This window comes from Ligilactobacillus salitolerans (genome assembly GCF_003864415.1).
Taxonomy (GTDB): Bacteria; Bacillota; Bacilli; order Lactobacillales; family Lactobacillaceae; genus Ligilactobacillus; species Ligilactobacillus salitolerans.
In genome coordinates this window covers 1-22,526 of sequence record NZ_BFFP01000019.1, presented here as the reverse complement: position 1 = coordinate 22,526, position 22,526 = coordinate 1, and the positions used below count along the sequence as shown (strand labels likewise).

Here is a 22,526-nt window from a genome sequence, read left to right as displayed (position 1 = left end):
GGTTGAGCAGATGAGTGTCTATCAGAAGATCATGGTCGGAATCGATGGGTCATCCCCTTCAAAAAGAGCCTTTGAGATCGGTTCGCAGCTGGCTAAGGCATTGAGCGCGAAACTGTATCTAGTTTCCGTGGTTAACCGTGATGCCGGCATGGATTCAAGTTTTGGTGTCAATCAGGATTTTTATAATGATATGGCACAGACGGCTGCTAAGCAGCTGCAAGATTATGTTGCGCAGGCTAAGGAGTTAGGTCTCGAAGTTGAAGCTGCAGCTCCGGTTGGCAACGCGAAAACGGTGCTGGCTAAGGATTATCCGCTAGAGCACAAAATTGACTTGATCATCCTCGGAAATACAGGTTTAAATGGCTTGCGGGATATCATGGTCGGCTCACACAGTAGTTACGTGATCCGGCGTTCGGATTCAGATGTCCTGATCGTCAAATAAAAAATAGGGGACTGGGACGAAATAGTCTTCATAAAAAATGGATGCAGAAGATTGATGATTGATATCTGCATCCATTTTTTTATGCAGCACAGTGCCTCTAACCTGTTTATCGTAAAGAAGTCGCGGCTGACGTTGGTTATAGTAGTGAAAGCAACTATCGTGCGCTCATACATGGTTTGGAAAAAATGCTATGGACAAACTGTGAACGACATATCCCAGTTCTTTTGTTTTTCCTATTTCTAATCTCGAGCCCTAACTTCGGCAGATGTGGGGCTCAAGATTCCAACTCGCGCCCCATCTTTGGCAGATGTGGGGCTCAAGATCTCAACTCGAGCCCCAACTTTGGCAGATGTGGGGCTCAAGATCTCAACTCGAGCCCCAACTTTGGCAGATGTGGGGCTTGAGATTCCAACTCGCGCCCCAACTTTGGTAGATGTGGGGCTCAAGACAAGTCTTACAGTTGTTTTAAAAAAGAGGTACTGGTGCGCTTAGATAGCTCTGCTTCTATCTCGGCGAGGGTCCAAGGCAGTGCTTCTTGGACCAAGAAATGAAAAAGTAAGGTCCAAGGCAGTGCTTCTTGGACCAAGAAATGGAAGAGTAAGGTCCAAGGCAGTACTTCTTGGACCAAGAAATGGAAGAGTAGAATCCAAGGTAGCGCCACCGAACTTTGATACAAAAAACTGGTCTTTGACACAGCTAGCCAGAAGCAGCCAAAGCAAGCAACTGGCGTTGTAGTTTTTGAGACTGGAACCAGGTCCATTCCAGTTAATTCATGGTATAGTTGAAGCAGTAAAATAATTATTGGATAGAGGAGAAGGACTGTGAAATTAATTTCGTGGAATATTGATTCTGTAAACGCCGCTTTAACGAGCGATTCTGCCCGCGCGCAGCTGACGCGGGAGGTACTTAAGACCATTCATTCTTATGAGCCCGACGTGATCGCGATCCAAGAAACAAAGTTATCTGCCAAGGGTCCGACTAAGAAGCACCTGGCTGCACTGGACGAGCTGTTTCCGGAATACGCGCTGGCGTGGCGTTCTTCAGAGGAACCAGCGCGCAAATCGTATGCCGGCACCATGTTTTTGTACAAAAAAGAGCTGACGCCAGTTGTGACTGCACCTGAGATCGGTGCTCCTGCTCCGATGGATCAAGAAGGCAGGATCTTGACCTTGGAATTTGATAACTGCTATGTCACCGAGGTCTACACACCTAATTCCGGGAACGAGCTTGTCCGGTTATCCGACCGGCAGATCTGGGATCAGAAGTACCAAGAATACCTGCTGTCTTTGGACCAAAAGAAGCCAGTCATTTCTTCGGGGGATTTTAATGTCGCTCATACTGAAATCGACCTGAAGCATCCGGCAACTAACCACCACTCTGCAGGTTTTACTGACGAAGAACGGGCTGATTTTACCAAACTATTGGCTAGCGGTTTTAGCGACAGCTTCCGTTTGATCCACGGCGACGTCAAAGGAGCTTATTCTTGGTGGGCCCAGCGGGTCAAAACCAGCAAGATCAACAATTCAGGCTGGAGGATCGACTATTATTTAGTCAGTGAACGGATCAAAGATCAGGTCGTGAAGTCTGAGATGGTTGATTCCGGCACTAGACAAGATCACACCCCGATCTACCTAGAGCTTGATTTGTAAGGAGTAAAGAACTATGACAGAGAATGTAAAAACTATCACCTTAACAGCTAACGACGGTAATTTTGAACTGCAGCAGGAAACGGCTAACTGGACCTTACGCGCGGACCAAGGGTACTCGCCCGTCCAAATGTTGGCGTCAGCGGCAGCTGCGTGCGGTGGATATGTTTACCAGGAGGTCCTTGAAAATTCCAAGGTCCCCTTTGAAATGAAGAAGGCTGAAGTCGCATATACCAGGGATGAAGTTGACAACAAAGCACACCCGTTAAAGGAGATCGAGCTGACTTTTTACTTGCAAGTTCCAGCTGACCTTCAAAAAAAGGCCACGAGCTGTCTGCGGCTGATCAACCGAAATTGTCCAGTCGTTCAGTCGCTGGATCCAAAAATTACTATCAGCGAAAAAGCAGTTTTTGTCGATTAAAACTCAACAAAAAAAGCCAGAAGAAAAATTTCTTCTGGCTTTTTTAATGGATCAGTCAAGCTTGGCTGAACCTGCTGGTCTGAAAATTGATGCAAAACGCGTTACTGGACCGCTGAGCAAACCGACCACTACGATGCCGGTCAAAAGTGTGAATGGCAGTGCTGAAAGCCAGCCCATGACGGAGGCCAGTGAAACGCCGCCGAAAACCATCGTCAAAATGAAAACGATCGTGACAACATTGATGGTGACGATCCCAACCATGGTTCCGTAAGCGGTGTCCTTCCCCAGCAGAAAATTAGCCAGCGCGGTCCCTGCTTTGGGCAAAGGCAAGATGTAGGCCATCGCTAAGGCAATCAGCCAGCCGTATAATGTCGGCTTAAAGAGTGTCTCAAAGTTCTACGGGGCATCATGTAAGATGTTGATCGCCATTGAAATATTGAGAGAAACGAGAAAATTGATGATCACTTGATCGACAAAAAAGGCAAATGAATTTTTAGGCAACATAAATAATTCCTCCAGTTTAAGAGCTGTGAATTTAATAATATAATTGTTATTTATCAAGTTTGTTTACGACAGTTAAAAAATTTAAATTGCGTCAAATAAACTATCTAGGGTCTGATATACGCGTAAATCAGTTGTGAATCTTTGAACATAATTGATTATAAAGGGTTGCCGACTCTTTGTGAAATAGTATTTATACTATTTTGCAATAACAATTTAGTTATTGTTATTGAGTGGCAGTGGTTAAATCCTTGTCAGTGGCAGCGTTTCGCATTAATATAAATAAAACAGAACCGTTAGTATGGAGGAAGATTATGACTGAAAAGACGATCCGGATAGTAAATCAGCAGTGGCAAGGCGGCATGAATAAAGATTACAGCTTTGGGGCACGTTTGTTATCGCACATCGTTCCGCCGAGCTATTCGGCCGACACAGAGACGATCTTCGTCCCGATCAGCGAAGAAGCGCATTCCAATGGTCAGGTCGACGCGCAAGAAACGCTTTTAGAACAGTTTGCGGCAACGAAAGCTGTTTTAACGGCTAAAGATCCTGCCCGGATCATCACCCTGGGTGGCGACTGCTCAGTTTCTGAGGTCCCGTTTGATTATTTGCATGGCAAATATCCAAAAGATCTGGGCTTGATCTGGCTGGACGCCCACCCAGATGTTTCTGCGCCCGCCAACTCGCATCATGTGCATGAGATGGTCTTGGCTAATCTGTTGCAGCATGGGGCCCCTGAATTCAATCAGACTATAGAAAATCCGTTCAAGCCATCAGAGGTACTCTTAGCGGGATTGCGTGCTGATCAATTGAGGCCAATGGATGCCGCGGTCGGCGAGTTGGACTTAAAGTATCTGACACCCAAACAGCTGCAAGAGGATAGAAACGCAGTCAAGGAATGGATCAGGCAAAGCGGTTTTAAACATATCGCGGTTCATTTTGACTTGGATGTCTTGGATCCAGCTGATTTCCGGGCGATCCTGCCCGCTGAGCCTGGGTTGAACATAGCTAAATTCGGTGCAGCGATTGGCTCTTTGAAATTAAGTCAGGTCTTGGCATTACTGGAGGACGTTTCCAGGTTTAGCGATCTGGTCGGTCTGACGATTGCCGAGCACATGCCTTGGGACGCGCTGCGGCTCAGAAAGGGTCTCTCTACGTTGCCGATCTTTCAGTAAAATAGACCTATTAACTCTGTGATAATTCTGCTATTCTAAGAGTAGAAGAAATTAAAGGAAGTGTGGATCGTTGAAACAGCCAAACGAAAAAACAGCGCAGCGTTTGTTGGAAGAAACAAGTAAGAATATCGTAGACTTCACAGAATCTGAATTGGGCTTGCCTTTTGCAAAAACAGTTGAATTGGAAGAAATCGGGTATGTGATCTCCTCATTTGTCAACGGAGCATATGTCGCAGAAGGCCGAATGCCTAAACGCTGGACGAGGGAAATGACACGAAATATTTTGGCGGGCTATTTCCCAGCTTATATTGTCATGGATGATGTTCTCTTGGGGCAGATCGTCCCGATCTTGGTTAACTATTTCACGTTCCTTGACCATGAGAAAAATCAGATCTCTAATAGTGCAGCGTTGATTAAAGGGGCATTTGAAGCTAATCTGTATTTGGTTGACAGCCAACTGAATCCTGACGCTTGGAGTGACAAAAAAATCGAAAAAATGACTGAAGGCGGCGCGGCACAAGAATTTTTGGAAGGGGCCTCGCCTGAAGAACTCGAAGATATGAAACAGACCCGCGCTGAAATGCACATTTTAGAGCAGCAAGGGGAGTTGGAAGAAGAGGACAAGCATCTTTTGTTCCTCTTGGACAGCCTGTTTGGCGCAGATGATGATCAGCCGACCGGCAAGAACTTGCACCCGCACATGCAGCTGCATAAGAAAACGAAAAAATAAATAATTGAAAGGGTCTGGCGATCGGCAAACGATGGCTGGCCCTTTTTGATTTGAAAGCTAAGCTGAAAGCAGCCTTGACCTCATAAAAAGGTTCGCTTTAGACCAGAGAATTTGCCGGTGTTTTGGCAAACATTCAGCCGCTCAGAGAGTATTCTAGATTTAGTTAATTTGACATGATACTAGTCTAATTACTATGATTAAAACGTTAACAAAATTGTGACTTGGGGGAGTTCATTCATGAAGAAAAATTGGGTTCGATCGCTGGGAATCTTGGGCTTGGCAGTCCTATTATTTGGCTGCAGCTCGCAACAGGGGCAGGAGCAAAAGAAAGCTGAGCAGCCTCACTCTGCCAAAAAAGCCGCTTCTGCCAGCAAAAAAACTGCCAAAGCCGCAAGTTCGGCGAGCAGCTCCAGTTCCAGTTCCAGCTCCAGTTCCAGCTCCAGTTCCAGCGCTAATAAGTCTGGCAGCGACGATCGCGGCTTTAAACAGAGTCCGTTTCCGCAAAAAATGCAGGGCACTTGGTATGGCTGGGATCAGTATGAAAATAAGCTGAAGACGATCAGTTTTTCCGGCAACAAATTTACTCTGGACGGTGAAGTTAAATATGCTTACGACGGCTCGGTCCGGACTTCTGAAGATCAGGCAGCTTTGAATGATCCAAGTCAAAAGATGGACCAAGAAAAACAAGACAAGTGGGTTGCTTTGTCAGGTTCTTCGTTGACCGAAAAGCCGATCAGCCAGGATGGTGCACCAGTCCAAGTTATCAATCTGCTAGGTTGGTATCAAAGCGCCGGCGCTGGAACCTCTTACTACGTGACGCAAGTCCAAGTCAACGGCCAGCAAATGCCCGTCTTGACTGAAGCTGGCGGTGCTGGAATCTGGGTCCAGATGCATTATTATCGCTCGCAGTCACTGGCTTTGGCGCAAAAAGATGCCGGGATTCCAACCGATATTAACCAAGATGATAACTACTGAGTCAAGGACCAGAAAATGGGAGGACGTTTTTCATGCAAAAAGATGAATTTATCCGCCAAGTCCAAGGCGGTTTGATCGTTTCATGTCAGGCTTTGCCAGGCGAGCCGCTTTACCAGGAGCAAGGCCAAGTTATGCCCTTGCTGGCGCTTGCCGCCAAGCAGGGCGGTGCTGTGGGGATCCGGGCGAATTCCGCGCGAGATATTGCCCAGATCAAAGCTGCCGTGGACCTGCCGGTGATCGGCCTGATCAAACGGGATTATCCGCCTGAAGCGCCCTATATCACGCCCACGATGCAGGAAATCGATGAGCTGGCGGCTGTTAAGCCGGAGGTGATTGCCCTGGACTGCACGGCGCGCCAACGCCACGATGGGCTGACCTTGGCAGAATTTATCGGGCAGGTCAAAGAAAAATATCCCAAGCAGCTGTTGATGGCAGATATTTCCAACTTAGCTGAAGGACTGGCAGCCCGCCGCTTGGGGATTGATTTTGTCGGGACGACTCTGGCCGGTTACACCGATTACAGCCGCCATTTGGATCATCCTGACTACCAGCTGATCAAGGAGCTGTGTCTAAACGGGCTGGATGTCATCGCGGAAGGCAAGATCCACACGCCCGCCCAGGCACGCAAGATCCAGCAGATGGGCGTGACAGCACTGGTGGTCGGAGGCGCCATCACCCGGCCGCAGGAGATCACTGCCCGATTTGTTGAAAAATTACATTGACATTAAAGCAAATACTGTTATGATTAAATCATTATTAAAAAACGCAGAAGAGAAGAGTAGCCTAAGTGACCAGCTGACAGAGAGCGTGAAAAGGTGGGAGCACGCGTTGGAAGTTTGGGTGAAGATGAGCTCAGAGTTGGAGCGTTGTGCAAGCAACGCCCCCGGAACAGGACCGTTACGACCTGCGGCTTTTGGCAGCAAGCAGAAGCTTAGAGACAACTGGGAGATCCCAGTTGAATAAAGGTGGTACCGCGCGGCAGCGTCCTTTCAGAATTTTTTCTGAAGGGGCGTTTTTCATTTGTTAAACTTTTCTCATTTAACTGCATATTTTGGAGGGTATCATGGGTAAAAAAATTTGGTATACATTCGCGGCGGGTGCCGCCTTGCTTTTAGCAGGCTGCGGCAACCAAAAGAACAGTCAGGATCCTGGTCACTCTGGCAAATATGCCGCTAAGCAGGAACTGCGCTGGACCGAAGCTAGCACGCTGGCAACGGCGGACCTGTCTAAAGCAACCGATACATTGAGCTTTAACACATTAATGAACACGCAGGAAGGCTTGTACCGTTTGGACAAAAACGGCAAGCCCCAGCCGGCCTTAGCCGTCAAAACCAAGAAGTCTAACGGCGTCAAGACCTATGACTTCACCCTGCGCAAAAATGCCAAGTGGTCTAACGGCGATCCGGTCACAGCCAAAGACTTCGTTTATTCCTGGCGGCGAACCGTCGACCCGAAGACCGCCTCGCAGGATGCCTTTTACTTTGACGGTGTTAAAAACGCGACCGCGATCTACAATGGCAAACAAGCACCGCAAACGCTGGGGATCAAAGCTGTCGATGACCATCACCTGCGCGTTGAGTTAGCCAAGCCGGTCAGTTATTTTGACCAATTGCTTGCCTGGCCGCTCTTTTACCCGCTCAACCAGAAGGTGGTCGAAAAGTACGGCTCTAAGTACGGGACCCAGTCTAAGTATCTGGTCTCAAATGGCGCCTTCAAGCTGACCAAGTGGGATGGCACCGGCAAATCCTGGACTCTGGCCAAAAACAAGACTTACTGGGATCAAAAACACGTTCATTTGGATAAGATCAGCGAATTAGTGACCGAAAGCACGACGACCAGCTACAACATGTACAGTGCTAAAAAGGTGGACGAAACGCTGCTCAACGGCCAGCAGGTCAAGGCGAACAAGAACAGTGCAGCCTTCGTCAAACGCTTGCCGACAGCTACCACGCGCTTAGAGTTAAACCAGAAAAAGGTCCCTGCTTTCAAGAATAAGAAGATCCGGCAGGCTATCTCACTGGCAATCGACCGCAAGCAGCTGACCGACAAAGTTTTGCAAGACGGTTCGGAACCATTGAAGGGCTTTGTGCCAAGCCAAATGGGCCAAAACCCTAAGACTGGCGAAGCTTTTGAAAAAGAAGCCTACGTTAAAAGTGCTGTGACCGCCAACGTCAAAAAAGCCAAGACATTACTGAAGGAAGGCTATAGCGAGGAAGGAATTAATTCCTTGCACGTTAACTTATTGACTTCTGATACCGACAGCAGCAAGCAGACAGCTGAATTCCTGCAAAGCAAGTTGGAAAGCCTCCCTGGCGTGCGTGTGACCGTCTCTACGATCCCGTTTGTCCAGATGCTTGCACGGCAGACCAAATCCGACTATGACATGACCATCAAGACTTGGCAGTCGGTCTTCGCTGATCCGATCAACTTCTTAGATGTCTACGAAGCAGATTCCAGCTACAATACTGCCGGCTACAAAAACACTGAATTTGACAAATTACTCGACCAGTCCGAAAACCAATACGGCAATCAGCCGGCAAAACGTTGGCAAAACTTAGTGCAAGCCGAGAAGATCTTGATGAACGACCAAGGAACGATCCCGCTCTATCAGGTGGCTAAATCACAGCTCTTGCGGCCAAACGTCAAGAACGTGATCTACAATCCTGCCGGAGTTCCTTACGACTGGAAAGAAGCATACATCAGTGCTGACAAATAAGACGGGGGCAAGCAGATGACTGAGATCGATCCTGATTTTATTGAAACCAAATTTATTGAATATTGCAGGTATAATACCCGCTCTGACGCTAGCAGTCAGGAAGTTCCGTCCACACCCGGGCAGGTCAAATTAGCTAAACAAGTTGTTCAAGACTTGGCAAAGCTGGGCCTTAAGTCCTGGTATAACGCTGCAAACGGCTATGCCTTAGGCTTTTTAGCGGGCAATAGCTCTGCAGACGTGTCTGCCATTGGTTTTTTTGCGCATTTGGATACGGCAGATTATCCGGCTGAAGGTGTTGCGCCCCAGGTCCACCCAGATTATGACGGGCAAGACGTAGTTTTGAACGCTGCAAAAGAGATCGTCTTACGGACCGCCGAATTTCCTGAACTGCGCAAACTGCAGGGGCAAAGGCTGATCACAACGGATGGGACGACTTTGTTGGGGGCAGACGACAAAGCCGGTGTCGCTGGCTTGTTCGGCGCGCTGAAAGCATTGGTTGACCAGCCTGAGCTCAAACATGGTCCGATCTACGTTGCTTTTGGACCGGACGAAGAGATCGGGCAGGGGGCCAAGCGCTTTGATGCCGGCGAGTTTCCGGTCGAGTTCGCCTACACCTTGGACAACGGCCAGCCGGGGGATATCGAATATGAGACTTTCAACGCCGCGCAGGCTGTCGTTGAGTTTACGGGCACCGCGGTCCATCCCGGCGATGCCTATGGTTTGATGGTCAACGCTGCCAGCTTAGCCAATGAATTCGCAGCTGCCTTGCCTAGAGATGAAGTCCCGGAAAAAAGCCAGGGTAAAGAAGGCTTTATCATGCTGGTCAAACAGTCAGGGACAGTTGACCAGGCCGAATTACAATTCATCATCCGTGATTTTGACGAGCAGCTTTTTGCCCAGAAAAAGCAGTTCTTGACTGATTTAACCGCCAAATTTAACGCCAGGTTCGACCAGCCGCGGGTCAAACTGACCTTGAAAGAGCAGTATGCCAATATCGGGACTGCGATCAAGCAGAACCCTTATATTGTCAACTTAGCCTTGGATACTTACCGCAAACTGGGCTTAACGCCGAATATCACGCCGTTTCGGGGCGGTACGGACGGCAACTTTTTGACAGCTAAGGGAATACCTGCGCCAAACTTGTTTAATGCCGGCAGCAACTTTCACGGTAAATATGAATATGTGACGGTTGAAGGTATGCAGGTGGTGGCTGAGACTGTCGTGACGCTTTGCCAGGAGCATGTCTTGCAGACAGGGCAAAGAAACGAGCAGCCTTTGGCATAAAGAGATGGATCTCAAGCAGCTCAAAACTTGGGATCCATTTTGTGGTGTTTTTATGGCTGTGAATCCAGTATAATAATTAGGTAAGGGCTTTCTGCCCTGGTACAAGGAGATTGAAATGGAAAGTAAAATTGAAAAGTTTTGGCAAGAATTTGCTGAGGCACATGATTTGGCAGAAAAACCGGTCCCGCCGGCGTGGGCCTTCGGGGGAGATCCGGACGGCTTAGCTGATTTGGTCCAAAAAGGGATCAAGACCGCCACGACGTCGGGCTATGAATCATATGTCTTTGACGACGAACCTGTTCCGCGTGTCGGAGAATACAACATCATTTTAGATGCTAAGGACCAGCCAGTCTGTGTGACACAGACCAAGGTCGTGGAAGTCGTGCCGTTCAAGTATATCTCGGCTGAGCACGCTTACCATGAAGGAGAAGGCGACCGCTCCTATGAATACTGGCACAAGGTCCACGTGGACTTTTTCACCAAGGAATACGCTGAAAACAAGATGACATTCACCCCAGAATCAAAGTGTGTCTGTGAGGTTTTTGAGCTGGTCAAATAACCCCGCAGCCGATCTTGCCAGAAAATGAGGAGGATAAGCAGTTGGATTTTATTACGAGCGATGGTGTGAGGTTAGAGTACGATGATGTTGGAACTGGGCGGCCGGTGGTGATCCTGACTGGTTTGGGCGGAAGCCGCGCAATCTGGCTGGATCAGGTCAAAGCGCTGACTACAGCAGGTTACCGCGTTTTAAATATTGACGCGCGCAATCAGGGTGCTTCCCAGCACACGACTAAAGGCCGCAGCATCGCGCGCCATGCCTTGGATCTGGCGGAGTTCATCGCTAAATTTAAGCTCGAATCACCGATCTTGTTGGGCAATTCCATGGGAGCCGCGACAATGTTTTCCTACGTTTCCCTCTATGGTTCCCGCCAGATCGGGGCACTGATCGACGTCGACCAAAGCCCAAAGATGATCAATGATGCTGACTGGTCTTATGGATATCAGCAATTGACTTGGGAAAACTTTCATACGGTACTTGAGCAGCCGTTGGGACGGGCAACCTACCAGCGTTTGGCAGACGAGACTTATCTGGCAAATAAGGCAGCGCTCAAAGAGCATCCTTATGATGCCGCACTAAACCAGCCGTTTTTATTTGATCATGCTCTTAAAGATTGGCGTGGCGTGATCACCACGCTGGAATGCCCGTTTTTGATCATTGCGGGTGAAAAATCACCGTATTTCGATCACGACTTCGCTCCCAAAATGGCCAATTCGGCGCGGCACGGCAGTTTTCAGGTCATTAAAAACAGCGGCCATATCGTGATGGCTGAACAGCCGCGCGCTTTCAATGAAGCACTCTTTGATTTTTTAGCGGCCAATGATTTATAAAATGAATATGCTAGTGTTGATGAGTAAAATCGTCAACACTATTTTTTTAGAAGGGGCTCAAGAACAGAAGTCGAGCCCCAAGTTTAGAGAAGAAGGGGCCTGAGATTAGAAGTCGAGCCCCAAGTTTAAAGAAGAAGGGGCCCGAGAATCGATGTCCAAACTGTAGTTTACTTACAAATCGAGGAAGGACCACATTGAGGTGAAGAGAATTTCATTGGATAGCCCTTCAGAAAATTTTGTTCCCCCAAGCCTGCAGTCATCGCGAACTGCTAGGCTTTTGGCCGATTAAAGGGATCGATATTCTAAATTTTGAAAACGGATACAAAAAATTGTGGCCATTTAGTAGTCAAATGTGCTATACTTAAGATTCTAAATAAACCTGGAGGTGTGACACCTATGAAAATTGCCGTTTTAGCCGGTGGACGAAGTACCGAACGGAACGTTTCAATTTCAAGTGGTTACCGCATTACAAATGCTTTGCGTGAGCGGGGCTACCAATCAACTTTTATCGACCTGTTTCTTGGTTATGAACTGCCAGCAGGCGCGAGTGCCGAATCAGTTTTTGAGGATGCCAATACGAGCAAGGACCTGGAGATCTCAGACGCAATCCTCACTGATGACGACATTAATGCCCTGCGTACAGACGGTTCAACTGAGTTATTCGGGCCAAATGTTTTAGAGATCTGTAAAGCTGCAGATATTGTTTTCTTGGCATTGCATGGCGGCGATGGAGAAAATGGTAAGGTGCAAGCTGTACTCGATCTTAATAATGTGCGCTACACAGGCAGTGGGTCTACTGCCAGCGGCATTTGCATGAACAAAGTCTACAGCAAGGAACTTTTGTTGTATAACAACATTCAAACTGCTGCATTTGTTGAGATCAAGCGCGACCAAGGGCCAAAGGGGCATACATTGCCATTTGACTATCCAGTTGTGGTCAAACCAACTTCTGGCGGTTCTTCCGTCGGGACGCATATTGTTCATGATGATGCTGAACTGGAAAGCAGTCTGGAAGATGTTTTCCGCTTTGATAACAGTGCGATCATCGAAGAATTTATCGGCGGTCGTGAATTTTCTCTGGGTGTAGTTAATGGTTACGCCTTTCCAGCAGTTGAAATCAAGGTCCATGACGGCTGGTATGATTTTGAACATAAATTCCAAGAAGGTTATACCGACTTCATTACTCCGCCAGAAGACTTGGATCCAGCAGTCCACGAAGAAATGCGGCGGGTGGCAGTTCAATCGATGAACGCGATGGGCTTGCAAAACTACGGTCGGATCGACTTCTTTACCAATGAGCAGGGTGTCTGGGTCATTGAGGGTAACAACTTGCCAGGCATGACACCGCTATCCTTGCTGCCGCAAGAAGCAGAAAATGACGGTGTGCCGTACGGCGAGCTGGTTGAAAGTATCGTCAAAGGTAAGATGAAGATCTACGACGAAGGCATGAACAACTAATTTGTTCGCGTGACTTAAACAGAATGCTAAAAAATCCAAAAGTAGGCTAGTTAAATAGCTGCTTTTGGATTTTTTGCGTTCTTGAGGCTGGCTCTGACGTAAGTTTTTCAAAGTAACGTCCGAGCTGGCGAGGTCGGCCGTAAGTTCGCCAAAGTAATGTCCGAGCTGGCGAGGTCGGCCATAAGTTTCTCAAAGTAATGTCCGAGCCGTCCATCTCAACCTAGTCGAGGACTATCTCTACCTAGGCTCACTAAAGCAAAATAGTACTCAGTCAGAAACAAGAGAAAGTGGTTCAACGCTAGCCCCCATAAGCTAATAAGTTCAGGCTGTGAGCTGTTCCTTCCATAATAGTAACACCCGCATTCTCCGGCTCCGAGAGGGCGGCGAGATCACTGATACCTAAGGCCAGGTCGGCCATCAGTTTGATGGTGTAACCGTGACTGACCACTAAAACAGTCGTCATCGGAAATTTTTGGCTGACCTCCGCAAAAAAGGCTGCTAGCCGCTGCTTGGCCTGGGTGTGGGTTTCGCCGTGAGAAATGTTCTGTGAACCGGGGAGAAGGTTATGCGTCGCGGTAAAAAATTGCGGGTACTTTTCCCAAATTTCAGTCAACGGCTGGCCGTCCCAGCTGCCATAGTCAAATTCGCGCAGTCGGCTATCAAAAGTCGTCGCTTGCTCAGGAGCAATTATGGCCGCGGTTTGGGCTGCTCTTTTTAGGGGACTGGCAAAGACGTGTTCAAATTCGTCTGCACTTAATTTGCTGGCGGTTTTCTGAGCCTGTTTAACACCCAGCGCAGTTAAGGGTGTGTTGATCTTGGCACCTTGGAGGATCCGCGCGGCATTAGCCTGACTCTGCCCATGGCGGACAATGATAAATGTAGTCATCTTGTAATTCCTTTCAGAACAGATTCTTCTACAATAGTAGAACTAAGCAGCCGCAGCTTCAAGTGGATCTGATCAAATTAAGCGAGATTGAAACACTCTTTGAAGGCGTTCAACTAGCTATTTTTTAAAAATTCTGTTAGATTAATAAGAAACATGCAATTAATTTTTGCGTTTGCTAGCTTTAAAAATAGGGGTCAAGTACCAGAGCAAGACATGATCGAAGGGGAGTTACACAACCATGTTGCCAGAATTATTACAGATTGAAAATGGTTTTAATTTTAGGGAGCTCGGCGGTTATCAGACAACCACGGGCAAACGGATCAAAAAACACAAGCTGCTCCGTTCAGCTGCTTTAAATAATCTATCAGAAAAGGATCTCCAATATCTAGATGAGTATGGACTGCGGTACGATATCGATTTTCGCTCGCCGGAAGAACAGAAAAGACAGCCCGATCGTCTGCCTGCCCAGGCAGCCTATCATTTTGCACCGGTCTTCACTGTGGATGAAACCAAGAGCCAAGATGCCGATCGTGCTGAAAATGAAATGTTTTTGAAGCAGCCGAATGCTGGTTTTAAACAGATGCTCAACGCTTATAATGATATTGTTTTATCGGACAACGCCAAAAAGGCCTATCGGAAGTTTATCGACTTGATGTTAGCCAATTCCGGCACCGATGAATCAGTGATCTTTCACTGTTCTGCCGGTAAGGATCGCACTGGTATGGGTGCGGTTTACGCTTTGACGATCTTAGGGGTCGATCAAGAAACGATTCGGTCAGATTATTTAGCTTCCAATGTTTTCTTGGAACAGCGGCGCGAATTTAAACCTTTTTCTGATCGTCTGCCTGCCAAATTACAGACAGCCACTTATTTGGAAAACATGAAAGCATTAAGCTCTGTTTCAACCGAGTATCTGGATTGTGCACTAGGAACGATGCAACGTGAATATGGCACACTTGAGCATTACATTGAGACAGAATTAGGGGTAACTAAGCAGCAAAAGACAGATTTGCAGCGGATATATTTGGAAGGCTAGGGGCAAGCGGAAGCGCGCCTCTTTTTTCAAAAATTTTTTGCTGATCAAAATTAGCGTGTGTTCTAAGGCAGAACAATAATGTGCTGTGCCAGTATGGCTGCAAGTCGCCCAGAGCTGCTCTGTTGAGCCAAAAATTCTTGCTTTGGCACTATGTGTAGTTGGAATGTAAAACAGCTAGATCAAGGTGAAAACGCCCTGATCGAGTGTTGATTCAAACGGAGGTGGCCGCATGAAGATCTTATTTTGTTTGGAGAATTTGAAAATGGATGGCGCGCACCGCGCAACGATCGTTGTCGGAAACTATTTATCGCATATTTATGATGTTTCCTTTTATTCACTCTCAACGATCAAATCATATTTTGACTTAGAGGCACCACTGATCACGGCTGCTCATCCGTATGATACCGGTAAAAGTTACCGAGATGACCAGCCTTGGACTGATTTTGAGGTTCAGATCGAGGATCTGATCCAGGTCTTAAAAGAGGACCGCTTTGACGCTGTCGTCTTGACGGCGGGAACACTGACCAGTTTTGCACCCTTTATCAGACAAGAGTGTCCTAACGTAGTACAAATCGCTTGGATGCATAACAACTTCAAGACTTATATGAATCAGTATTACAAAGGCATGCAGCATGAGTTTCAAGCTGGCTTGCGTGCGGTCGACACGATCATTGCTTTGACCCAATCCGACGCCGATCAGTTTGTCCGCTACAATGCCAATACCGTTCGTTTATATAATCCGCTGACTTTGGAGGCGGAAAAACAATCGGTTTTGGCAGAACCGGTGATCTCGATGGTGTGCCGCTTAGATATCGCGCATAAGGGCCTTGACCTCATGACCGATGTTGGCGCGCTCTTGCCTGACCCATGGCAGATCAGAGTTGCCGGCACTGGGCCGGACGAGGAGAAAGTTAAGCAGCTGATCGCTGACAAAGGCTTGGAAAACAAGGTGATCTTGCGAGGAGCATTAGATGATACACAGCTTCGAGAACATTACCGCCAATCATCCATCTTTATGTTGACCTCGCGTTGGGAAGGCCTGCCGTTGGTGGTCGGCGAAGCGATGACCTTTGGTTTGCCGATCGTGGCAACTTTTAACACAGGAACCGAAGAATACTTGCAGGAAAGCCGCTTTGGCAAATTAGCGAAGTTCGAAGCAGAGTCTGTTTACCAAGCGTTAGAACCATTAATGGCAGACGTTGAGCAGCGCAGGTTCTGGGGGAAAACAGCGTTAGAACGTTCCGCTGAATTTAGCGGAGAGCGGATCGTTGAACAATGGGTCCGGTTGCTGGAAATGCTGCGTGAACGTAAGCAAATGGGAGTTTGGTAGGATAATTTAATAATTTCACCGTCTTTGGGCGGTGAAATAGCTTTTTTTGTATCGAGCTAAAAAGAGGGTGAAGTTAAATCCAATGTGGCAAAGTGTTGATTGGACGATGCGGTTGCTGGTGGCGGCACTCTGTGGTGCTTTGATCGGTTTTGAACGTTCGAAGTTGAAAAAAAGCGCCGGGATCAGAACGCATATGGTTGTGGCGGTCGCTGCCACGTTGATCATGTTGGTGTCAAAATATGGCTTTTATGATGTATTATCGATGCACAATGTGGTCCTTGATCCTTCGCGGATCGCTGCTCAGATCGTCAGCGGGATCAGTTTTATTGGCGCCGGGACGATTTTAGTCCGACGCTCGCAGATCAGCGGTTTGACTACTGCCGCTGGGGTCTGGGCGACCGCGGCGATCGGGATGGCCGAAGGTGCAGGCATGTATCTGATCGGGATCATCGCGACCCTCCTGATCGTTTTGGTCCAGAAGTATTTTCATGATGATAGTTTGATCAATTCATTGATGCGCAGTGTCCGGCTGAGGCTTCAAATCGAACTGCTGCCTAACTCAGATGCGGTCAAAGAGCTCAAGGATTTTTTTACCGCCAATGAGATCGATGATGTAACATTTAATTTAATGGAAATTGATGATAAGATGATCGTATTGGAATCAGACGCACTGGTCAGCAACCGACTCGACAGGAATCGTTTTTTGCTGGAGATGAAGCAGCTTTCGGGCGTCCTTATGGTTCAAGTCTCAAATATGAAAGAATAGACAGACTCAACCATAGTCATTAAGAGTTAAAGACTTGGAGGAAATTTTTACATGTTAGAGAAGACAATTTACCGCAAACTTTTGAGTAATGCATTTGATATTCCGGTTTCAGTGACTTACTGGGACGGGCGAACAGAGGATTACGGCCCAGGTGAACCGGAGATCAAGGTCACACTGCACCAGGCATTCCCTTTAAAGGAATTGACTGCTAATCCGACTCTGGTCTTGGGGGAAGCCTACATGAACCAGGACTTAGAAATTGAAGGAGACCATGCAATTCAAAGACTGGTTGCCTCTGCTTTCAGGCAATCGGGCAGCTTCATGAAGAAAAATTCTTTCTTGAAACATTTCCCGAAGATCTCGCACTCAAAGGAAGATTCCAAAGCGGACATTCAAAGTCACTATGACTTGGGCAATGACTTTTATGGCATGTGGCTCGACAAGACTATGACTTACTCGTGTGCTTATTTTGAACACGAAGACGATACCTTGGAACAAGCACAGATCAACAAGGTTCATCATATTTTGAACAAATTGAATTTAGCAGAAGGCGGCAGTTTACTGGATATCGGGTCCGGTTGGGGCACGGTCCTATACTGTGCGGCTGAAGAATACGGCGTTCATGCGACCGGGATCACCTTGAGTCAAGAACAGTATAATTACACGAAGCAGCAGATCAAGGAGCGTCACTTAGAAGACCAAGTTGAAGTTTACTTGAAAGACTACCGGGACGTTGAAGGTCAGTACGATTATGTCACTTCGGTCGGGATGTTCGAGCACGTTGGCAAGGAGAACTTGGGAGAATACTTCCAAACGGTTGCCAGGCTGCTTAAAAAAGACGGTCGTGCCTTGATTCATGGGATCACTGGCCAGCATCAAGGTGCCGGCGTTGATCCGTTCATTATCAAATATATTTTCCCAGGCGGCTACATTCCTAATTTGGTGGAAAATATGCAGCATATCATGGACGCAGATTTGCAGCTGACTGACTTAGAACCGTTACGGCGGCATTACCAAAAAACGTTGGAAACCTGGCAAGCCAACTTTGGACACAACTACTCCTTAGTTCAAGGACGCTACGGACAAAGATTCGCTCGCATGTGGGACTTATATTTGCAGGCGTGTGCAGCTTCATTTGAAGCCGGAAATATCGATGTCGTCCAGTATCTGTTAGTCAACGGGACAAGCGGCACTGGTACCCCGATGACGCGCCAGTATATCTACGATGCAGACCAGAAACAAGCTTAAATAATAAAAAGACAGGAGCAGCTGTTGAAAAATTGCTGGTCCTGTCTTTTTTTGCCATTCGTTGAAAAGAAAGTGGTGGACTTCATGGATTTATCAATCTGGGTTTTAATTGTCATATGCTGACAATTTGCTTATTTTTCCAATTATGCTAGGATGAAGGTCAAGAAAAAGCCCGTTGATAGTTGGGCTGCTTGTCGCCGCTATTTCAAGGCTGTTTCTCCGTTTATTTAAGTAAGAGATAGATTAGCACTAAGACTAATAAGAACCCCCACCATGTAAACTTGATATTGATGTTCATTTGTTGCGGAGTTGACCGCTCTGCTGCGTTTGTTCGCGTTCTCTATCAGCTTATCTGATAGGGGACCTACATAATTAAGGCACTGGCTTTTGACAGCTGGTGTCTTTTTTGATACAGCAGAAAATTTTTGTAAGCAGCCTCTTTCTGATTGCTGAGCGACACGATCAATGCCTACTTTATCCGAAAATCTAGCCTACAAAAAACGCTATCCAATTAAGAATAGCGCTCACTTGCCAGCCAGCAGATTATTTTGTTAGTAGATTCTTTGATAAACGTTGTTATATCAAGCTTTAGCTGTTGGTTGAAACGAAGGTGTTGTACTTCATATATTGATAATGGAGCCGCATCCGGGAGAACTCGAAGGGGGTGCCGTTATTTAAAAAGAAGATCCCTTCCATGACCCCCACAGGTTCATTGGGCTTTAATTTGAGCAGATCCTGGTCATTTTTAGTCGAGGGCTCGGCAAAAATCGACAGGAATGATTTGGAGACGGTCTGCCCGAAAGCTTGTTCAACGTAAGTAAAGATCGAACTCTCGATTTTCTTGAGCGAGAGGCTCGGCAAGATCTTGATCGGAATATAGCCGGTTTCGATCATGAAGGGTTTGTCGTCAAATGAACGCAGCCGGTCGATCTTATAGACGAAATCATCAGCTTTCAGGAATAAGTCTCGCTGGATCTCCGCGGTCGGGCGGATCACCTCAAAGTTCAAAACCTTGATCTGCGGCTTTTCGCCATTCATTTGGAAGTTGTCAGAAACACCGAGATTAGAGCTTTCTTCATAGTTAAAAACGGATTCGTTTTTCAGGTACAAAGGATTGACAAAGGTGCCTGAACCGCGCTTTTTAAAGATGATCCCGTCGCTAGCCATCCGTGTTAGCGCACGCTTGATCGAGCTGCGGCTAACGGCATAACTTTCCGCGAGCGAACGTTCGTCAGGCAGACGCATGTTGGAAAACTCTCCTGCAAAAATTTTTTTCTTTAAATCAGCGATGATCTGTTGGTATACAAGTTCGGCCATAATTATCTCCTTCAAATGAATCAGTAGCTGCCCCAACTTACAAGTTGAAGCTTCTCTAAATTCTAGTTAACCACAAGGTCGCGCTTTGAACAAGTATTTGCTTAGGCTAGTCGGAATTTTAGGTTGAAGAGACATTGGAGTAAATCCTCTTACAACTGTCTCATCAAAAACGGAGGTCGAACAAGATAAACTTGTCGGACCTCCGCAGTTAAATTGCTGCTCAGGGTTGGAGCTCAAAGCGACCAACGATCCCGCTTGGATCAATGAACCACAACTTACTGTCTTCTGTTTGGCGGTAGTTTAATTTGACCTGATCCATGTGCTGGGCGATCCGGTCTAATTCGTTTTGGTCAGGAACATAATACGAGTAGTACTTCAGACCGCTTTCGTTGTCCGCTAAGGCCTTGGCATTGAGGCTTTCCCAAGTGTTGGCTCCAATGTGATGGTGGTAACCGCCTGTCGCAAAGAAGCGCGCTGCCGGGCCAAAGCTGGTCTTGAGCGAGAGACCAAGTATCTGAGTGTAGAAATCTTGGGTCGCGCTGGTATCGGCGACACTTAAATGGATATGCCCCACCTGCGTGCCGGCCGGAAAACCGGACCACTGCTGATCTGCGGTCTGTAAAACACCCTCGGCATCGATCTCTAGGGTGTCGCTAACGATCTCACCGTCTTCTTTAATGATCCATTCGGAGCGTGGTTTATCGCGGTAAACTTCGATCCCGTTGCCTTCCGGATCTGTTAAATACAAAGCCTCGCTGTAGATATGGTCGGCCGCGCCGCTTAATGGCGCATTCGTTGTGATGTAGTGGAACAAGGCATTGCCAAGGTCTTTTCTGCTGGGCAGCAGAAATGCGGTGTGGTAGAGGCCGGTCCGTTGTCCCAAAGCCCGCGCGCCATTGATCTGGTAGAGATAAAGCAGCGGGGTAGTGCCGGTCCCTAAAGCTGCTGTAGTCTCATCGTTGACTAAGAGCTCTAAACCAATAACTTGGGTGTAGAACTGGACCATTTTGGGCAAATCGAGGACTTTTAAAGCTACGTTGCCCGCGTGAGTCTGGGCGCTTAATTGAAATTCTGGAATAATTGCGTTTGTCATCTGAGATCCCTCCTATTAATGTGGTTGATTTTCGTGCAAAACATCCTTGAGGGTCTGCGCAACAATGCCGTGACCGACCTGATATTCGTGATAATGTACGTTAGTGAAATGTTCTTGGAAAACAGCTGCCAAATGCTTGCCGAGCGCTGGTTCAAAAAGCGGGTCCAGCGCGCCTTGAGAAATAAAGATCTGGGGCAGCTCCAGTTTTTTAGGCAGCTGCTTGCTTTTCATCTCGACAAATGCCGGCAAGCGCCCGCTAAATAACTCGACTTGGGTAAACAGCTCGGGGTGCGCGATGACCAGCCCGCTGCCGATGATCGCTCCTTGACTGAAACCAAGGTAATGGAGCGGATGGCCAGTCAGCTGTTTGTCATCTAAAAGATGCGAAATAAAGTCGTACACATGATCAATAACTTTGCCGATCACGGCTTCTTCTTGCTGACTGCCGCGTTCAAAATCCGGCGCGAAAAATTCATAGCCGGTTTGGAAGGGCAAGTCTCCTTGCAAGGAAAGCTGGATCGCATCCGGTGCAATCTGATCTAAAACCGGCTGGAGGTCATGATAGTCAGTCCCCATCCCATGCAAGGCGATGGTGATGGGGGTATTTTGCTTCCATTCAGCCGGGTAATTTAAGCGATATAAATATTCCATTGCGTACCTCCAACTTGTTTTCTTTAAATTTACTATAGCACGCTTACTAAAAGTAAGCAAATGTTTTTAAAAAAAGATAAAATGCAAACTAATTTGTTCATTTGGCAGAAAAACTGGTAAAATCAAAGTTGGTAGTGCTAACAAAAGCCAAATCTTGATCCACATAGAATTGATGTAGGAGGGATTATTTCATGTCATATTTAGTTTTAGGCGGAGCGGGCTATATCGGCTCACACACCGTTGATCGTTTGATCCAAAAAGGCGAAGACGTCGTGGTCGTTGACAGTTTAGTGACTGGTCATCGTGCTGCGGTCAATTCACAGGCCAAGTTTTACCAAGGAGACTTGTCTGATCAGGACTTTATGCGCAAAGTTTTTGCTGAAAACCCAGAGATCAAAGCTGTGATCCATTTCGCTGCCTTCTCATTGGTGGCTGAATCGATGAAGGATCCGTTAAAGTACTTTGATAATAATACGGCCGGCATGGTTAAGCTGCTCGAAGTGATGCACGAAGTTGGCGTCAACAAGATCGTCTTCTCTTCAACAGCGGCCACCTATGGGATCCCAGAAACGATGCCAATCAAGGAAACTGATCCGCAAAAGCCGATCAATCCGTACGGCGAAAGCAAGCTGATGATGGAAAAAATCATGCGTTGGTCTGATGAAGCATACGGCATCAAGTTCGTAGCGTTGCGTTACTTCAATGTGGCCGGGGCTAAAGATGATGGTTCGATCGGTGAAGATCATCATCCAGAAAGTCATCTGTTGCCGATCGTGCTGCAAGTGGCGATGGGCAAGCGCGATAAACTGATGATATTCGGCGATGATTACAATACTCCGGATGGCACCAATGTCCGGGATTATGTTCACCCGACTGACCTGGCTGATGCCCACATTTTGGCGGTCAAATACCTACTGGAAGGCAATGATTCAGATGCCTTTAACTTGGGCTCATCAACCGGCTTTTCCAATTTGGAGATCTTGCAAGCAGCCCGCAAAGTGACTGGCAAAGAGATCCCGGCAGAAAAGGCACCGCGTCGTGGCGGGGATCCGGATACTTTGATCGCAGCTTCCGACAAAGCACGTTCAGTCTTGGGCTGGAAGCCGCAATATGATGATATCGAAAAAATCATCGCAACGGCTTGGAAATGGCACTCAACTCATCCACTCGGATACGATGATCGCAAATAAATAATGGATAGCGGGGCTGGGACAATATGTTCCCTGACCCGACGGGATAACACCAAATTTTTGAAAAATTTGGTGTTATTTTTTTTGGACCTAAGTATCAGTTGTGCCCTTATAATTGTGTAAAAAGAAAGATCATATCATTTCCATGATACAATCAATGTGGTTTCGCAGACACAAAAATTGAACAGGAGAAAATGATATGACCCAACTTAAGATTAGCTTAGATTTCGACGAATTAACAGAGGCAATTACAAAGTCAGATATGAATACAG

24 protein-coding genes are annotated in these 22,526 nt (G+C 47.2%); 19 read left to right on the top strand and 5 right to left on the bottom strand.

The features are described from left to right. The first annotated feature begins 10 nt into the window (after window positions 1-10). The 4 genes from LFYK43_RS06470 to LFYK43_RS06455 all read left to right on the top strand — a co-directional run bounded on the left by LFYK43_RS06470 (window position 11) and on the right by LFYK43_RS06455 (window position 2,509). Window positions 11-442 (top strand): universal stress protein, encoded by a 432-nt coding sequence (locus LFYK43_RS06470; protein ID WP_124976602.1) that lies wholly within the window; start codon window positions 11-13, stop codon window positions 440-442. Window positions 443-709: 267 nt separating this feature from the next. Then, window positions 710-934, top strand: a complete 225-nt coding sequence (locus tag LFYK43_RS06465) for a hypothetical protein (RefSeq protein ID WP_124976600.1) — start codon at window positions 710-712, stop codon at window positions 932-934. Window positions 935-1,263: 329 nt separating this feature from the next. Further along, window positions 1,264-2,091 carry an exodeoxyribonuclease III gene (locus tag LFYK43_RS06460; protein WP_124976598.1) on the top strand — a complete coding sequence of 276 codons (828 nt, stop codon included), beginning with the start codon at window positions 1,264-1,266 and terminating at the stop codon, window positions 2,089-2,091. A 13-nt stretch (window positions 2,092-2,104) separates the two neighbouring features. After that, window positions 2,105-2,509, top strand: coding sequence for an OsmC family protein (locus tag LFYK43_RS06455; protein ID WP_124976596.1), 405 nt, complete (start codon window positions 2,105-2,107; stop codon window positions 2,507-2,509). 51 nt (window positions 2,510-2,560) lie between these two features. Here LFYK43_RS06455 and LFYK43_RS06450 read toward each other — a convergent pair whose 3' ends face one another. Continuing rightward, window positions 2,561-2,851 carry a hypothetical protein gene (locus LFYK43_RS06450; RefSeq protein ID WP_124976594.1) on the bottom strand — a complete coding sequence of 97 codons (291 nt, stop codon included), beginning with the start codon at window positions 2,849-2,851 and terminating at the stop codon, window positions 2,561-2,563. A gap of 473 nt (window positions 2,852-3,324) precedes the next feature. Here LFYK43_RS06450 and LFYK43_RS06445 point away from each other — a divergent pair, with 473 nt between their 5' ends. The 10 genes from LFYK43_RS06445 to LFYK43_RS06405 all read left to right on the top strand — a co-directional run bounded on the left by LFYK43_RS06445 (window position 3,325) and on the right by LFYK43_RS06405 (window position 12,737). Beyond that, on the top strand, window positions 3,325-4,185 hold the full coding sequence (locus tag LFYK43_RS06445; RefSeq protein WP_124976592.1) for an arginase family protein: 861 nt from the start codon (window positions 3,325-3,327) through the stop codon (window positions 4,183-4,185). Between the two features lie 70 nt (window positions 4,186-4,255). Beyond that, window positions 4,256-4,915 carry a hypothetical protein gene (locus LFYK43_RS06440; RefSeq protein WP_124976590.1) on the top strand — a complete coding sequence of 220 codons (660 nt, stop codon included), beginning with the start codon at window positions 4,256-4,258 and terminating at the stop codon, window positions 4,913-4,915. A gap of 237 nt (window positions 4,916-5,152) precedes the next feature. Next, complete coding sequence (locus LFYK43_RS12555) at window positions 5,153-5,890, top strand: hypothetical protein (RefSeq protein WP_158609202.1); 738 nt, start codon at window positions 5,153-5,155, stop codon at window positions 5,888-5,890. A gap of 32 nt (window positions 5,891-5,922) precedes the next feature. Next, complete coding sequence (locus LFYK43_RS06430) at window positions 5,923-6,612, top strand: N-acetylmannosamine-6-phosphate 2-epimerase (RefSeq protein WP_124976586.1); 690 nt, start codon at window positions 5,923-5,925, stop codon at window positions 6,610-6,612. A gap of 106 nt (window positions 6,613-6,718) precedes the next feature. After that, window positions 6,719-6,853, top strand: coding sequence for a hypothetical protein (locus LFYK43_RS12975; protein ID WP_268226940.1), 135 nt, complete (start codon window positions 6,719-6,721; stop codon window positions 6,851-6,853). Between the two features lie 100 nt (window positions 6,854-6,953). Further along, window positions 6,954-8,606, top strand: a complete 1,653-nt coding sequence (locus LFYK43_RS06425; RefSeq protein ID WP_124976584.1) for a peptide ABC transporter substrate-binding protein — start codon at window positions 6,954-6,956, stop codon at window positions 8,604-8,606. A 15-nt stretch (window positions 8,607-8,621) separates the two neighbouring features. After that, window positions 8,622-9,890, top strand: a complete 1,269-nt coding sequence (gene pepT / locus LFYK43_RS06420; protein ID WP_124976582.1) for a peptidase T — start codon at window positions 8,622-8,624, stop codon at window positions 9,888-9,890. A 115-nt stretch (window positions 9,891-10,005) separates the two neighbouring features. Next, window positions 10,006-10,449, top strand: coding sequence for an ASCH domain-containing protein (locus LFYK43_RS06415; RefSeq protein WP_124976580.1), 444 nt, complete (start codon window positions 10,006-10,008; stop codon window positions 10,447-10,449). Window positions 10,450-10,490: 41 nt separating this feature from the next. Continuing rightward, window positions 10,491-11,279: an alpha/beta fold hydrolase gene (locus tag LFYK43_RS06410; RefSeq protein WP_124976578.1), complete on the top strand. Its 789-nt coding sequence runs from the start codon at window positions 10,491-10,493 to the stop codon at window positions 11,277-11,279. Window positions 11,280-11,675: 396 nt separating this feature from the next. After that, the gene (locus tag LFYK43_RS06405) at window positions 11,676-12,737 is read left to right on the top strand and encodes a D-alanine--D-alanine ligase family protein (protein WP_124976576.1); all 1,062 of its coding nucleotides are present in this window, start codon (window positions 11,676-11,678) and stop codon (window positions 12,735-12,737) included. A gap of 298 nt (window positions 12,738-13,035) precedes the next feature. On the opposite strand, the gene LFYK43_RS06400 is transcribed toward LFYK43_RS06405, so the two are convergent. Next, window positions 13,036-13,623: a histidine phosphatase family protein gene (locus LFYK43_RS06400; protein WP_124976574.1), complete on the bottom strand. Its 588-nt coding sequence runs from the start codon at window positions 13,621-13,623 to the stop codon at window positions 13,036-13,038. Window positions 13,624-13,861: 238 nt separating this feature from the next. Here LFYK43_RS06400 and LFYK43_RS06395 point away from each other — a divergent pair, with 238 nt between their 5' ends. The 4 genes from LFYK43_RS06395 to LFYK43_RS06380 all read left to right on the top strand — a co-directional run bounded on the left by LFYK43_RS06395 (window position 13,862) and on the right by LFYK43_RS06380 (window position 18,003). Next, window positions 13,862-14,659 (top strand): tyrosine-protein phosphatase, encoded by a 798-nt coding sequence (locus LFYK43_RS06395; protein ID WP_124976572.1) that lies wholly within the window; start codon window positions 13,862-13,864, stop codon window positions 14,657-14,659. A gap of 229 nt (window positions 14,660-14,888) precedes the next feature. Continuing rightward, window positions 14,889-15,989, top strand: a complete 1,101-nt coding sequence (locus tag LFYK43_RS06390; RefSeq protein ID WP_124976570.1) for a glycosyltransferase — start codon at window positions 14,889-14,891, stop codon at window positions 15,987-15,989. 82 nt (window positions 15,990-16,071) lie between these two features. Then, window positions 16,072-16,755 (top strand): MgtC/SapB family protein, encoded by a 684-nt coding sequence (locus LFYK43_RS06385; RefSeq protein ID WP_124976637.1) that lies wholly within the window; start codon window positions 16,072-16,074, stop codon window positions 16,753-16,755. Between the two features lie 51 nt (window positions 16,756-16,806). Next, window positions 16,807-18,003, top strand: a complete 1,197-nt coding sequence (locus tag LFYK43_RS06380; protein ID WP_124976568.1) for an SAM-dependent methyltransferase — start codon at window positions 16,807-16,809, stop codon at window positions 18,001-18,003. 588 nt (window positions 18,004-18,591) lie between these two features. Here the strand turns inward: LFYK43_RS06380 and LFYK43_RS06375 are convergent. The 3 genes from LFYK43_RS06375 to LFYK43_RS06365 form a co-directional block, all read right to left on the bottom strand. Next, window positions 18,592-19,320 carry a GntR family transcriptional regulator gene (locus LFYK43_RS06375; RefSeq protein ID WP_124976566.1) on the bottom strand — a complete coding sequence of 243 codons (729 nt, stop codon included), beginning with the start codon at window positions 19,318-19,320 and terminating at the stop codon, window positions 18,592-18,594. A gap of 220 nt (window positions 19,321-19,540) precedes the next feature. Beyond that, complete coding sequence (locus tag LFYK43_RS06370) at window positions 19,541-20,413, bottom strand: VOC family protein (protein WP_124976564.1); 873 nt, start codon at window positions 20,411-20,413, stop codon at window positions 19,541-19,543. A gap of 15 nt (window positions 20,414-20,428) precedes the next feature. Beyond that, window positions 20,429-21,064: an alpha/beta hydrolase gene (locus LFYK43_RS06365; protein WP_124976562.1), complete on the bottom strand. Its 636-nt coding sequence runs from the start codon at window positions 21,062-21,064 to the stop codon at window positions 20,429-20,431. Window positions 21,065-21,255: 191 nt separating this feature from the next. Here LFYK43_RS06365 and galE point away from each other — a divergent pair, with 191 nt between their 5' ends. Next, window positions 21,256-22,254 (top strand): UDP-glucose 4-epimerase GalE, encoded by a 999-nt coding sequence (gene galE, locus LFYK43_RS06360; RefSeq protein ID WP_124976560.1) that lies wholly within the window; start codon window positions 21,256-21,258, stop codon window positions 22,252-22,254. Window positions 22,255-22,526 lie beyond the last annotated feature (272 nt).

Bases quoted from the DNA above. Each gene is read 5' to 3' on its own strand.
- LFYK43_RS06430 (WP_124976586.1), top strand. From the start codon at position 5,923: ATGCAAAAAGATGAATTTATCCGCCAAGTCCAAGGCGGTTTGATCGTT.
- LFYK43_RS06390 (WP_124976570.1), top strand. From the start codon at position 14,889: ATGAAGATCTTATTTTGTTTGGAGAATTTGAAAATGGATGGCGCGCAC.
- LFYK43_RS06395 (WP_124976572.1), top strand. From the start codon at position 13,862: ATGTTGCCAGAATTATTACAGATTGAAAATGGTTTTAATTTTAGGGAG.
- LFYK43_RS12555 (WP_158609202.1), top strand. From the start codon at position 5,153: ATGAAGAAAAATTGGGTTCGATCGCTGGGAATCTTGGGCTTGGCAGTC.
- galE (WP_124976560.1), top strand. From the start codon at position 21,256: ATGTCATATTTAGTTTTAGGCGGAGCGGGCTATATCGGCTCACACACC.
- LFYK43_RS06455 (WP_124976596.1), top strand. From the start codon at position 2,105: ATGACAGAGAATGTAAAAACTATCACCTTAACAGCTAACGACGGTAAT.
- pepT (WP_124976582.1), top strand. From the start codon at position 8,622: ATGACTGAGATCGATCCTGATTTTATTGAAACCAAATTTATTGAATAT.
- LFYK43_RS06415 (WP_124976580.1), top strand. From the start codon at position 10,006: ATGGAAAGTAAAATTGAAAAGTTTTGGCAAGAATTTGCTGAGGCACAT.
- LFYK43_RS06400 (WP_124976574.1), bottom strand. From the start codon at position 13,623: ATGACTACATTTATCATTGTCCGCCATGGGCAGAGTCAGGCTAATGCC.
- LFYK43_RS06450 (WP_124976594.1), bottom strand. From the start codon at position 2,851: ATGGCCTACATCTTGCCTTTGCCCAAAGCAGGGACCGCGCTGGCTAAT.
- LFYK43_RS06385 (WP_124976637.1), top strand. From the start codon at position 16,072: ATGTGGCAAAGTGTTGATTGGACGATGCGGTTGCTGGTGGCGGCACTC.
- LFYK43_RS06365 (WP_124976562.1), bottom strand. From the start codon at position 21,064: ATGGAATATTTATATCGCTTAAATTACCCGGCTGAATGGAAGCAAAAT.
- LFYK43_RS06445 (WP_124976592.1), top strand. From the start codon at position 3,325: ATGACTGAAAAGACGATCCGGATAGTAAATCAGCAGTGGCAAGGCGGC.
- LFYK43_RS06380 (WP_124976568.1), top strand. From the start codon at position 16,807: ATGTTAGAGAAGACAATTTACCGCAAACTTTTGAGTAATGCATTTGAT.
- LFYK43_RS06425 (WP_124976584.1), top strand. From the start codon at position 6,954: ATGGGTAAAAAAATTTGGTATACATTCGCGGCGGGTGCCGCCTTGCTT.
- LFYK43_RS06405 (WP_124976576.1), top strand. From the start codon at position 11,676: ATGAAAATTGCCGTTTTAGCCGGTGGACGAAGTACCGAACGGAACGTT.
- LFYK43_RS06370 (WP_124976564.1), bottom strand. From the start codon at position 20,413: ATGACAAACGCAATTATTCCAGAATTTCAATTAAGCGCCCAGACTCAC.
- LFYK43_RS06375 (WP_124976566.1), bottom strand. From the start codon at position 19,320: ATGGCCGAACTTGTATACCAACAGATCATCGCTGATTTAAAGAAAAAA.
- LFYK43_RS06470 (WP_124976602.1), top strand. From the start codon at position 11: ATGAGTGTCTATCAGAAGATCATGGTCGGAATCGATGGGTCATCCCCT.